Raw genomic sequence first — 12,995 nt, 5'->3', positions numbered from 1 at the left:
ATACTAATGGTCCAAAACATCGATCAATTCCTCTATAAACAAACATTAGAAATTGGATCGCTTGCATTTGCACTCGCTTGCATCACCATTAGTATTTTAGGACAGCGAAAGCTGAAAAAATCAACCCGCATTTATAACTTATAAGGCTAGTCTAAAAAATTAGATCTACCTTCAAGAAATAGCTTCAAGGTAGATCTAATTTATACGATTCTATATTTTTTGTGAACCTCCACAAATTCCATTCTTTCTTTATACCCAAGATATCATACGCTTTTTCTCAAGGAAAATGCTGCAAAAAAGCAAAAACTCTTGATACTATTCAATTAAAATCTGATACTTTCTTCCTACTGGTATTTCGATATTAACATGTAAAGTGACTTTTCCAAGTTCCTTTTTTACAATCTGTTTTCGATTGACGATAAAAGAACGATGCACTTGAATAAAATAATCCGGCAATTCTGTTTTAATACTAATCAATGAACCATAAATAAAATAGCTCTTACTGCGATTTTCAACAAATATTTTTATATAGTTTCCTGCACTTTCCACAAAGAGAATCTCATCTATATCTAATAGTACATCCAACCCATCCTCTCTAATTTTCAATACATTATCTTTTATTTCATCTGTGGATTCTTTCCTGTTTTTACAAAATATTTTTGCTTTTTCGATGGCTTTTAAAAATTTGCCAAATGAAATAGGTTTCAATAAATAATCCACGGCATCTTTTTCATACGATTCTAAAGCAAAATCCGAATAAGCTGTGGTTATAATTGTAACTGGTTTTACCGTTATCATATCCAAAAATTCTAATCCAGAGATAAGCGGCATATTAATATCCAACAACAGAATATCAACTTCATTCTTTTGTAAAAAAAGCAGCGCTTCCTTTCCAGAAAAAGCATTACCTACACAATCTAAATCTTCACATTGATTGATATGACTCATCAACACTTGGTGGGCTGGTTTTTCATCATCAACTATTAAACATTTGTATTTAGTCCCCATAATGTAAGTTTTGCTTTATATTTATTCTTTAGATCTTCAACTTCAAATTTAGCATGTATTCCCGATACTTCTAAGCGTCTTTTCAAGTTATTTAACCCCAAACCGGTTCCCTTTTTCTGTTTTTCAAGGGGCAAACAACTATTGATTATCTCGAAGTATATCTTTCCTCCTTCTTCTTTCCATCGGATGGAAATAGAGGGTTGTTCCGTTTGCAAACTAAACTTCACTGCATTTTCCACCAAACTAAAAAACAAAAGCGGTGGTACTTGATAAGCTTCTAAATCACCATAATATTCGATATATACCACCAACGAATCGCTCGTAAATCTATAATAATCTAAATATTCGTTGACAAAATCAATTTCCAATTCCAGTCGCACTTCTTCTTTTTTACTTGCTTCAATTTGATAGCGAAACAAATGAGACAGCTGTAAGATTCGATTGGGTGTATCATCAGGGTTGGTCAATGCTTCTCCATACAAATTATTCATTGCATTCAACAAAAAGTGCGGATTCAATTGCATCTTTAGAAAATCTAATTCTGCTTCTGTATTTGCTAATTTTCGTTCGCGTAACGTAATATTCTGAAAGGCCCATTGATGAATAAAATATGTTCCTGTCCCTAAGATAGTAAAGAATAACGTATTGGTAACTTCGAGAATTAACGATTTGAATTCGCCAGCATAGATGGCATATTGACTCAAACAAAATACACCAAAAACCAAATAAACGAGAAACCAAAGAAGAAAGGAATCATACTTTTTGGTTAATAAAAAGCGCTTAATGATAAATACATTATTGATGTAAATCAAAGAATAAATCAAAGAGATAGCAGGAACCATCTCCACCAAAATTTCTCGAATGCTTTTATCGCCTAAACTAGTATATTGAATAAAGCCAAAAATCAAACACAAGGCTAATAATCCAAAAATATTGCGATACCATATATTAGAATACCATCTCCACATTTCAATTTGTTTATGGACTAAAGATACTTCATCCAACGCATTGACTGCAAAAAACTTATACAAAAACCATTAAGATAAAAAAACCACCTTTTACATATTCTTTTCTTAAAAACCCCTAAAACTTAGTTATTTTCGTACTCGAATTAATTATCAAACTATGATGATACCAAGTCAACTCAGAACAGCCTTTTTACTCTGTGCTTTGTTCTTTATCACAATGGGCGTAAAAGGTCAAGCTACTTATCTTTTACAAGGAACCATTAAAGACAACCGTGAACCTTTAATTGGTGCTACGATTTACATTAATGAAATCAATAATGGCGCCATCACAAATGAGAAAGGACATTATTCCATACAGCTACAAGAAGGAACCTATTCCTTAAAAATATCATACATGGGGTATGCAGATAAGTTTACAAAAGTGAACCTAACTAAAAACCAAACGTTAGATTTTGTATTAGCAACAGATAATGCTGAACTGTCAGAAGTGGTTATTGTACAAAATAAAAACAAAGTTGATATTCGAAAACCAGAAATGAGTGTCAACAAATTAACTACTGAAGAAATCAAAAAAATGCCTGTGGTATTAGGGGAAACAGATATTCTAAAGTCTATTCTTCAATTACCAGGTGTAACCAATGCTGGAGAAGGTGCCGCTGGATTTAATGTTCGCGGAGGAAGTGCAGGACAAAACTTAGTATTATTAGACAATGCTAGTGTATATAGTTCTTCTCACCTTTTTGGTTTCTTTTCTGTCTTCAACTCTGATGCTATTCGAGACTTAAAACTATACAAAGGAGGAATCCCTGCTCGTTTTGGAGGAAGAGCTTCTTCTGTACTAGATGTAGCTCAAAAAGAAGGAAATAAGGACGATTATACTTTTGAAGGAGGAATCGGTGTAATTTCCAGTCGTTTATTAGCTCAAGGACCAATTCAAAAAGGAAAATCTTCCTTTTTAATTGCAGGACGTGGTTCTTATGCGCATTTGTTCTTGAAATTATCAGACAACAAAAATTCTGCTTATTTCTATGACATCAATACTAAATTAAGTTTTGATATCAATAAAAAGAATAAGATCAATTTTTCTGCTTATTATGGAAAAGACGTATTTAGTTTCAAGGATCTAATGAAAAACAGCTTTGGAAACTTAGCGGCTACTTTAGAATGGCAAACGTTATACAACGATGATTTAGCTGGAACGTTGTCTTTGTCAACCAGTCAATATGCCTATGATCTGGATTTAGATTTAGTGGGATTTAATTGGAAGAATGGAATTAAAAGTACACAAATCAAATATGATTTTTTACATGATATAAATTCAGCGTTACAATTGCGCTATGGTATCGGACATACAGAATATATTTTCTACCCTGGAACAATCAAACCAACAAAGAGCGATTCTTCTATCAACTACAAGAAAATAGATAATAAGTATGCTTCTGAAAGCAGTGTTTATGTAGAAGCTGAACAGAATTTTGGTCAGCATATTAGTGTAAATTATGGGTTGCGATTCTCTCACTTCAATGCGAAAGGGAAAGGAATTGAACATACCTATGCCAACAATCAACCAGTTTGGTATGATCAGCAATTGGGGGTTTACAAAATGGCAGATATGCTAGAAACGACCTATTACAAGAAAAACAAGTCTATTGAGCAATTCAACAACCTTGAACCTCGTATCGGTGTTGCTTATATTTTAAATGACAATCAATCCATTAAAGCGAGCTATAACCGAATGACACAATACATCCACTTAATGTCTAATACGGCAGCGCCAACTCCTTTAGATATCTGGACACCTAGTGGAAAATATACCGATCCAGAATTAGTGGATCAAGTTGCTTTGGGTTATTTCCAAAATTTTGCAGAAGGAAGATATAGTTTAGAAACCGAAGTATTTTACAAAAAAGTAAAAAACAGTATTGATTACATTGATGGAGCGCAATTAGTCGGGAATGAAGCAATTGAACGCGTTATTCTTAATGGAGAAGGAAGAGCTTATGGATTAGAGGTTCTTGTTAGAAAGAACTTAGGTAAACTAACAGGATGGGTTGCTTATACCCTATCAAGAGCTGAACAACGTACGCCAGGTAGAACAGCATTTGAACCCGGTATCAACAACGGCGATTGGTATAGAGCTTCATATGACAAGCTACATGACCTTTCCATTACAGCTCTATATGAATTAAATCCAAAATGGACCTTTGGTGCTAGTTTCACACTACAATCGGGTCGTCCAATCACTTACCCAGAAGGTCAATATGAATACTTAGGGCTACGTGTACCTAAATTTGGAGATCGTTACGCCAATAACATGCCTGCCTATCACCATTTAGATGTATCTGCTACGTATACGCCAAACCCAAATTCAACGAAACGCTGGAAAGGAGAATGGGTATTTGGAATTTACAACCTATATAGTCGATACAATGCGGCGTCTATTTCCTTCAGAGAAAACGAAGATATTCGCGGAAAAAATGAGGCTGAAAAAATGTCTATTTTTGGTTTAGTACCAAGTGTTACGTACAATTTTAAATTCTAAGTAAAATGAAAGCATTATCTTATATAGCACTTCTATTAACCTTATCTCTTACCTCTTGTACTGAAGTAATTGATATTGATTTACCTACTGCTGAACCTCGTTTAGTTGTAGAAGGAAACTTAGACTTCAATAAAATTGGAGCTACAGATACGGTATTTATTAGACTAAGTTTGACAACTGATTATTTCAACTTGGAAATTCCACCAGTAAACAATGCCATTGTTCGTATCAGTGACAAACAAGGCAATCAATTCTTATTGAACGAATTAGGCCAAACTGGGCGTTATTATTCAACTGAAATTGCTAAGCCTACTGAAGGAGATACCTTTAAATTACAAATTGAATATGACAACGATTTGTATGAAGCAACTGAAACTTATACCTCAAGTCCTGAAATACTTGAAATAGCGCAAAAACGCGAAAAATACTTTGATACCGATTACTACGTAATTCGCGTTTATTATCAAGATATACCTAGACCCAATCAGAATTTGAATTACTATTATTTGCACTATCAATACGAAAAGAAAGCTCCACAACCCCGCGTATTATCAAATGAATACGCTAAAGGAAACCGAATGGAATCACTTTATATCATTGATGAAGATGCAGTACCTGGAGAAAAAGTAGAAATTGAATTGGCACAAATCTCCAGAAATTACCACGATTTTGCCATGAGCTTTTTTGATGCTATTGGCAATGGTGGAGGACCTTTCCAAGTACCAAGTGGACAAATCATCGGGAATGTCAAAAACCAAACAACACCTAAAAAAGAAGCACTGGGTTACTTCAGAGTTATAGAAAAACAAACGGCTACTCATACTATTTATGAACAGCCAAAAGCATAATCAAAAAGGGCAATAAGAAATTTCTTATTGCCCTTTTTGATTGGTTGACAGTTGACGTTTACAGTTTACTAACCATTCAACAACTCCTTTGCATGTTGCAAAGCAGAGGCTGTAATATCTTTTCCAGATAACATCTGTGCAATTTCTTCCACTCGATGTTCCTGATCTAATTGAATTAATTTAGAAGTCGTAGATTCTCCTTCCGAAGCTTTGAATACTTTATAATGTTGGTGTCCTTTAGCAGCAATTTGAGGTAAATGTGTAATAGCAAAAACCTGCATTAAGGTACTCATATCTTTCATAATTACGCCCATTTTATCTGCTACCCTCTCCAGATACCCCCGTATCAATTTCATCAAAAATAATCGTTGGTAAATTCGAATATCGCGCTAAAATCGCTTTAATCGCCAACATAATACGCGACAATTCCCCACCAGAAGCTACCTTTTTTAACAAACCATAATCCATGCCTTTGTTTGCAGAGAATTGCAGTTGCATTTGATCTTTTCCATTGGTTAAATACTGATCTACTGTTTTAAAATCAAATTGGAAGGTCGCATGTGGCATTCCAACTAACGTCAATATTTCGACCAATTGATCGCTCAAAGCAGGAATTGCTTGCTGTCTTGCTTGAGATAACTGATCCGCCAATTGGTCTAACTTAACCAACAACGCTTCAATCTGCTGTTCTACTGCGACAATTTTATGCTGGACTTCCCCAACTTTGAATACTTTGTCATTCAAGCCCGTTTCAATAGCTATTAGCTCTTCTACTGAATTTACTTGATGTTTCTTTTGCAAGGCATACAACACTTGTAAACGTTCGTGTAATACGGTTAAACGCTCTGGATCAGATACAACATGGTCGATTTCACGTTCAATTTCATTCGCTAAATCGGCTAATTCAATTTCCGCACTAACTACACGATTGTAAAGCTCTTCGTAATCTTTAGAAACGGTTGCTGTTTTCTGTAGGGTTTGACGCAATTCTTTTAATCCTTGAATCACGCCCATTTGATCCGTTGTTAGAATCTGAGTAGCTTGCGCAAAACTTTCACGCACATGTTCGACATTGTTTAATTTTTCGAATTCACTTTCTAATTCTACTTGATCAATTGTTGTCAATTGTAGCGCTTCTAATTCCTCTAAAAGAAAAGCGTTGTAATCTTGTTCCTTTAGCAGTTCTATTTCTTCTTCTTTTAGCTGTTTGAGTTCACTAACAGAAGCTTTATATAATTTTAATTGCTTTTGATACTCCTCTAAAGTCTCTTCGTTTTTGGCGATAGCATCAATAACTTTTATTTGATACGTTTCTTCGCTCAATTCACTCGTTTGATGTTGGGAGTGAATATCCAATAAGACAGCACTTAATTCCTGTAAATCCGTTAGATTTACGGGAGAATCATTGACAAAAGCTCTAGATTTTCCAGATGGTAAAATTTCTCTTCGGATGATGGTAATAGGCTCATAGTCCATATCCAAGAAAGAATATAGTTCTTCCAATTTATAAGGATCAACTTTGAATTGTCCTTCAATCACGCATTTTTCATCCTTATTTTTGAGAGAACCTAAATCTGCTCGTTTTCCTTGTAACAGGCCTAATGCGCCTAAAACAATTGATTTTCCTGCACCGGTTTCACCAGTAATAATAGAAAAACCTTTAAAAAACTCAATTTCTAAATGATCAATTAAAGCGAAATTTTTTATACTCAATGAAGTAAGCATAAGCCGAGACTATTAAATTTTACAACCGAAAGATACTTATAAATTATTCCATTTAGAAGCATTTAAGGGAGATATTGCATGTAATATTTCAGTCACACGTTTCTTGTTGCGATCTGCAATTCCACTATATACATTCACTAATTCTTCTGTTTTAGCATCAAAAAACACGCGAATTAAAAGAGAATTAGATCGCACTGCATTATATTGTCTTAAATCTTCCAAGCCTTTAAATATCCCATCACGTCCGCCTTCTAAGCTCTCACTCATCGTATCTAATCCTGTACGGTGATACGTGTATAAAGCATCTCGAAAAGGTCTACTTGCTCCTGAAGTTAGATCGTTAATTAACGTATAACGCGTATTGGTTCCATCGCCTTGCTTCCACCCTTTTGCTCCAGACTGTTGAGCCATTGAAGCAATTAAAGAAGCTTCTTGATAGTAGGCATTACCTCCATCTTTTGCAAAGGTATCTCCATCCATTCCTAAGACAACATGAACATAAAAAGAAACCAAAGAGATTAAATTAGATTCATACGTACCTGCGCTATAACGCAAAGGTTCAAACTCCGTGTAATTAAATGCAATATCCTTGTCATTGAAATTATAATACGGGACTTGTATAGGTCGTATTGAAAATAGGACGACCATATTGTACTTGTAAAGTACCAGAGATATTCGCATTATTGTCGAAAGAATTTACTGTCAACAAAAAAGTACAATCTATTTTCTCATTGGAGTTCATTCGTTGAGACGTCCAAGTGGTTTGATTCAACAATTCTTTTAAAGACTTTTCTAAGGTTCGGAAATAATTTTGATGTGCATTTCCTACTTGTGCGAAATTTATACTCACATTAGCGTTCAATTCTTGTGCTTGGCATGTGCCCATCCAAAGAAAAAAACAAGCGAAAAGTCCAAAAAGTTTATTCATAGTGTTGAATGATTTTATTGACAATATCTTTAGCAACCTCCTCTTTTGATTTTAGTTCCATTGGTTGAACAGTAAAATCGCGATCAATAAAGGTAACCTTATTGGTTGGTTTTCCAAAACCTGCACCCGTATCATTTAGTGAGTTTAACACAATCAAATCGAGATTTTTCTTGGTTATCTTCTGTTTGGCATGTTCCACCTCATTTTCTGTTTCCAGTGCAAAACCAATCAAATACTGTTGCTTTTTCAATGCACCTAATGAAGCGAGTATATCTGGATTTTTATCTAGGGTTATACTAAACTCATCTGCGTTCTTTTTTATTTTTTGCGTTGCGACATCCTTCGGTCGATAATCTGCCACTGCAGCTGCGGCTACGACTACATCTACCTCATCAAAATGCTGGTGACAAGCCTCGTACATTTCCGATGCGGACATCACGGCAATTACTTGAACACGGGGATCTGCTATCTTTTGATTGGTCGGCCCACTCACTAAAATTACCGTTCCACCTTGCTTTGCAACTTCTTTGGCAATATCATACCCCATTTTTCCTGAAGAGTGATTACCAATAAAACGCACAGGGTCGATCGGTTCGTATGTTGGACCGGCTGTAATTAATATTTTTTTACCTTGAAGAGGTAAATTTTGATTCAATGATTCTTCTAGCACAGCAACAATCGTTTCTGGCTCTGACATTCTACCTTGTCCAATTAATCCGCTTGCTAATTCTCCTTTTTCTGCGGGAATTATCACGTGATTATATGAAGTTAAGGTAGCTAAATTTCTTGCTGTTGAAGGGTGCACGTACATGTCTAAGTCCATAGCAGGCGCTATATAAACTGGACATTTTGCTGACATATAAACGGCTAAAAGTAGATTATCACATAACCCATTGGCCATTTTAGCTAAGACATTAGCTGTAGCAGGTGCAATAAGCATCATATCCGCCCAAAGTGCTAATTCTACATGGTTATTCCATGTACCGCTTTCTTTGGAGTTAAAAAACTCAGTATACACTGGTTTTTTAGATAAAGTAGATAAAGTAAACGGGGTAACAAATTGATGAGAAGCAGGTGTCATGATCACTTGGACCTCGGCACCTGCTTTAATAAGTAAACGTACTAAACTTGCCGTTTTATAAGCGGCAATTCCACCAGTTACACCTAGTAATATTTTTTTTCCGCTTAACACTGACATGTTGTAGTATATGCTATTTGTTAACTTCTTTGAATGAAACTTTTCCTTCCAACCATTCTTCTACTGCTAATGCTTGTGCTTTTGGAAGTTTCTCGTAGAACTTTGATACTTCAATTTGTTCTTTATTTTCAAAAACCTCATCTAAGCTATCATTGTTAGTAGCAAACTCCTCTAACTTATCAATCAATTCGTTTTTAATTTCAACGTTAATTTGACTTGCTCTTTTTGCGATAATAGTAATAGCTTCATAGATATTACCAGTTGGTTCTTCAATTTTACTTTTGTTGTAAGTAATTGTGTTTACTGGAGCAGTTGTTTTCTTTAAATCCATTTTACGCTTAGGTTATTTTGAAATTTTTTGTAATTCTGTGTTTATTTCTGCAAGCATTTTATCTGCTTTCTCTTTGTATTTTGTTTCGCTGTTGAAGCGAATCAACGCATCGTACATTCCTTTTGCATTGTTTAATCGTTCTTCCAATCGACTGTACACGCTATTCATTGCTAATTTATAGGCTGAATCCAATTTGTAATATAAAGCATCTTCTTTATATTCCGTTCCTGGGAAGTCATAGATAAAGTTATCTAAAGCAACTATTGCAGCTCCATAATTTCTCGTATAAGCACCAATCGTATTCAATTGTTTAGCGTTTTCAAACGATTTTTGTTCCAGTTTTTTATTCATCTCGCTCATGATTGAGTTTGCTTCAAAAATAAAATCTGAACCTGGATATTGGTCAATAAATTTTTGCAATTTACCGATTGTCGTATTTGTAATCGTCTGATCCAAAGAATAAACAGGAGATAATTCTACTCCACATTTAATTTCTTTTAGTAAAGCTTCTTCTCTGCGCTCCGCTCTAGGATACGTTGCAGCAAATAATTTGAATCGCTCAGCCGCTAACATATAATCTTTCGTTACATAGGTAGCTTCTGCAAAGTTGAAGTACATGTCCTCATACCCTGGTCGACCTCTAAACGAAGTCTCTACTTGTTCATATAATCGGATAGCCTTTCTATACTTTTGTTGTTCATAGTATGTATTAGCAACATCCTTTTTGAATTCTAAATCTTCTGATTTCATTGCTTTCTGTAAGGGTGAACACCCTACAAAAGTCAAAGCCAAAAGAGATAATCCGACGTATTTTTTCATTTCGTTCATTCGGTATTAAACAATCGCCTGTTTGAGTTATAGCACTTCAAAAGCAACTGCAAATTTAGTTATATAATTGCATTATACAAAAACCTTTCTTTACTAAAAAGAAAAAAAGGTCTTTTTTGTTTTATTTTAACAGGATAATTTAGTAAACAATTGATGCTTTCTTACTTAAGTCTGTCGTTTTCTGAAGCCAATCTGTCCAATATTCTTTATCATCAATCGAGAAAAAATAATTTTTATCTGCCGTTTTTACACATAAGAAATTACCTGAATCATTGAAAACATAAGCTGATCGTTTGCGAAATTTTCGATAACCATATCCGCCAAATTTCCCCATATAATCGATATTTTCTACTGCGATTTCCTCAATATCTTGAAAGAGAACTATATTTTGTTTGCGTAAACCAAATACGAGCGCTTCTGCTGTATGTCCAATAGTATATTCTAAAGAAGAGATATACAAATGGACCACCAATACAAGAACCGCTAAAGATCCTAAAAACCAGTAATCTCCCGTTACGATACCAAAAAAAACAAGCACTGAACAAGTAAAAAACACCATAAAAGATGCTGTTTTCTGTTTGTAAATATTCATTTTTTCGGTGTACATCCTTGGCCTTACTATATAAAGATAAAAAGATGCTTGTATGGCATCTTTTTATCTTGTTTTAATTTCTTATGATTAAACGGTAGTAGCAGTTGCACCTGCATCTCCTCTAAAGCTCTTCATATCATTGTCGAATAAATAAAGTCCTCCTTTATCATCTCCAATAAGATTGATTTTATCTAAAATCGTACGCGCTGTTGCCTCTTCTTCGATTTGCTCAGACACATACCACTGTAGGAAATTGTGCGTTGCATAATCGCGTTCTTCTAAAGCAATATGCACTAAGTCATTGATGCTTTTTGACACAAACACCTCATGTGCAAATAATTGCGTAAAAAGCGTCTTAAATGAAGCATAATCCAACTCAGGTTTCGCTACTGCTGGAATCGTTGCTTCTCCACCTCTTTGATTGATATATTTTACCAATTTAAGCATATGTGTACGCTCTTCATTCGATTGATCGTACATAAAAGAAGCAATTCCTTCAAAACCTTGAACTTCTGCCCAAGTTGCCATCGCTAAATAAATTTGAGATGAATCACCTTCTATTTTAATCTGTCCGTTTAAAGCATCTTGCAATTTTTTCGATAACATAGTTTCTAATTTTTGAGTTTTATAAATTCTTTTTCTATTCGTTGTTTTAATTCTTGATCCACGGGAACCAATGGTAATCTCAATTCATTTTCAATTACCTCTGCTTGTTCTAAAACTGCTTTAATTCCCCCTGGATTTCCTTGTTCAAATATCATATCAATAATAGGCATCATTTGGTACTGCAACTGAAAAGCCTCTTTTATTTTCCCTTCTAATCCCAAGCGAATCATCGTTGAAAAGGGTTGTGGAACTCCTTGTCCAATCACAGAAATAACTCCTGCTCCACCTGCTAATACTAAAGGCAGCGCAATCGCATCATCTCCAGAAATAACAAGAAAATCTTGACGGGTTGATTGTCTAATCAATTCCATTCCTTGAACAAGATCACCTGCTGCTTCTTTAATTCCCACAATATTTGAAAATTCATTGGCTAAGCGGATAACCGTTTTAGGACTCATATTGCTTCCTGTACGCCCTGGCACATTATACAATAGAATCGGTAAGCTACTTTGTTGTGCAATCGCTCTGAAATGTTGGTAGATTCCTTCTTGTGTAGGTTTGTTGTAGTAAGGAGATACCGATAAGATAGCATCAAATCCTGCTAAGTTAGCTGGATTTAACTCCTCAACAACTTGTGCTGTATTATTTCCTCCAACACCTAAAACCATCGGTAATTTGCCTGCATTCGCCTTTATTACAGTCTGTTTCACTACTTCCTTTTCTTCCTGCGTTAAAGTAGCAGCTTCTCCTGTTGTTCCTAAAACCACAAGATATTCCACTCCTCCTTCAGTCACATAGTGTACTAAACGCTCTAGCGCTTCAACATCAACAGATTTGTCTTTTTTAAATGGAGTAATCAAAGCCACTCCTGTACCTTTTAGCGATTGCATATTCGTTTATTTCGTTTTAAAAATAGTTATATAATTCATTAAATGTTTAGCATATTGTGTCGCTTGTAGCTCCTGAATATCTAAACTAAAGTGGTTGATTTTCGGTGTCACTGTTGCAACTCCAACCTTAAATTTCGCCTTCGATTTCGCACTCACCCATAGTAAAGGTACAATATCTTTTGCATAAAAATTAATCAACAAGTCAAAAGGTTGATCGATAAAGTTCTTTACTTCTTGATTGTGAATATCCCCCGTTAACGTAAAATCACTCATACTAAACGATGGATCTATCAATTGCTTAGTCTTGGTTAATCCGGTATAAACCAAAACATTAATCTGATCGGCCGACACACCACTTTGACGCAGTGCTTGAATTAACTCATCCACTTTCGACACTTCACTTTTTTCAATTAAAATACCTATCGTTTGAGGTTTAAAGTCAAAATCTGACGCCAAACCTTTTAACGTAGCTTGATTAATTGCTTTTTTTAATGTTTTCTTCTTGAAAGTACTAAACATAATTCTTTGATA

Annotated in this window: 13 protein-coding genes and 1 pseudogene; 2 read left to right on the top strand and 12 right to left on the bottom strand. The window is 34.9% G+C overall.

Features of this window, described 5'->3' with window-relative positions; genetic code table 11:
• Positions 1-315: 315 nt before the first annotated feature.
• Positions 316-1,008 carry a LytR/AlgR family response regulator transcription factor gene (locus M2306_RS00895; protein ID WP_259190753.1) on the bottom strand — a complete coding sequence of 231 codons (693 nt, stop codon included), beginning with the start codon at positions 1,006-1,008 and terminating at the stop codon, positions 316-318.
• Positions 984-2,039 carry a sensor histidine kinase gene (locus M2306_RS00890; protein WP_115091371.1) on the bottom strand — a complete coding sequence of 352 codons (1,056 nt, stop codon included), beginning with the start codon at positions 2,037-2,039 and terminating at the stop codon, positions 984-986. The genes M2306_RS00895 and M2306_RS00890 overlap by 25 nt, the downstream gene beginning before the upstream one ends.
• Before the next feature lie 97 nt (positions 2,040-2,136).
• Here M2306_RS00890 and M2306_RS00885 point away from each other — a divergent pair, with 97 nt between their 5' ends.
• Positions 2,137-4,518 carry a TonB-dependent receptor gene (locus M2306_RS00885; RefSeq protein ID WP_259190814.1) on the top strand — a complete coding sequence of 794 codons (2,382 nt, stop codon included), beginning with the start codon at positions 2,137-2,139 and terminating at the stop codon, positions 4,516-4,518.
• Between the two features lie 5 nt (positions 4,519-4,523).
• A complete protein-coding gene (locus M2306_RS00880; RefSeq protein ID WP_259190755.1) occupies positions 4,524-5,366 on the top strand; it encodes a DUF4249 domain-containing protein in 843 nt (280 codons plus the stop codon).
• Between the two features lie 68 nt (positions 5,367-5,434).
• On the opposite strand, the pseudogene recN reads toward M2306_RS00880, so the two are convergent.
• From recN to M2306_RS00830, 10 genes and pseudogenes are all read right to left on the bottom strand, one after another.
• Positions 5,435-7,091: pseudogene (gene recN / locus M2306_RS00875) on the bottom strand (DNA repair protein RecN).
• Between the two features lie 36 nt (positions 7,092-7,127).
• A complete protein-coding gene (porD, locus tag M2306_RS00870; RefSeq protein WP_498882725.1) occupies positions 7,128-7,739 on the bottom strand; it encodes a type IX secretion system protein PorD in 612 nt (203 codons plus the stop codon).
• Entirely contained in the window at positions 7,693-8,019 is a 327-nt protein-coding gene (locus M2306_RS00865; protein WP_498882724.1) for a type IX secretion component PorD family protein, read from the bottom strand. The genes porD and M2306_RS00865 overlap by 47 nt, the downstream gene beginning before the upstream one ends.
• Positions 8,012-9,217 (bottom strand): bifunctional phosphopantothenoylcysteine decarboxylase/phosphopantothenate--cysteine ligase CoaBC, encoded by a 1,206-nt coding sequence (coaBC, locus tag M2306_RS00860; protein WP_259190757.1) that lies wholly within the window; start codon positions 9,215-9,217, stop codon positions 8,012-8,014. Before coaBC ends, M2306_RS00865 begins: the two co-directional genes overlap by 8 nt.
• A gap of 13 nt (positions 9,218-9,230) precedes the next feature.
• The gene (locus tag M2306_RS00855; protein ID WP_002987014.1) at positions 9,231-9,548 is read right to left on the bottom strand and encodes a DNA-directed RNA polymerase subunit omega; all 318 of its coding nucleotides are present in this window, start codon (positions 9,546-9,548) and stop codon (positions 9,231-9,233) included.
• 12 nt (positions 9,549-9,560) lie between these two features.
• Entirely contained in the window at positions 9,561-10,367 is an 807-nt protein-coding gene (locus M2306_RS00850; RefSeq protein ID WP_002987016.1) for an outer membrane protein assembly factor BamD, read from the bottom strand.
• 148 nt (positions 10,368-10,515) lie between these two features.
• Positions 10,516-10,968, bottom strand: coding sequence for a hypothetical protein (locus tag M2306_RS00845; protein WP_259190758.1), 453 nt, complete (start codon positions 10,966-10,968; stop codon positions 10,516-10,518).
• A gap of 87 nt (positions 10,969-11,055) precedes the next feature.
• Positions 11,056-11,574 carry a ferritin gene (locus M2306_RS00840; RefSeq protein ID WP_115091376.1) on the bottom strand — a complete coding sequence of 173 codons (519 nt, stop codon included), beginning with the start codon at positions 11,572-11,574 and terminating at the stop codon, positions 11,056-11,058.
• Between the two features lie 5 nt (positions 11,575-11,579).
• Entirely contained in the window at positions 11,580-12,464 is an 885-nt protein-coding gene (dapA, locus tag M2306_RS00835) for a 4-hydroxy-tetrahydrodipicolinate synthase (protein ID WP_259190759.1), read from the bottom strand.
• Between the two features lie 6 nt (positions 12,465-12,470).
• Positions 12,471-12,983 carry a DUF6913 domain-containing protein gene (locus M2306_RS00830; protein ID WP_259190760.1) on the bottom strand — a complete coding sequence of 171 codons (513 nt, stop codon included), beginning with the start codon at positions 12,981-12,983 and terminating at the stop codon, positions 12,471-12,473.
• Positions 12,984-12,995 lie beyond the last annotated feature (12 nt).

Origin of the sequence: Myroides gitamensis (assembly GCF_029894455.1) — a bacterium.
GTDB classification, from domain to species: domain Bacteria; phylum Bacteroidota; class Bacteroidia; order Flavobacteriales; family Flavobacteriaceae; genus Flavobacterium; species Flavobacterium odoratum.
This window is presented reverse-complemented; position numbering and strand designations above follow the sequence as displayed.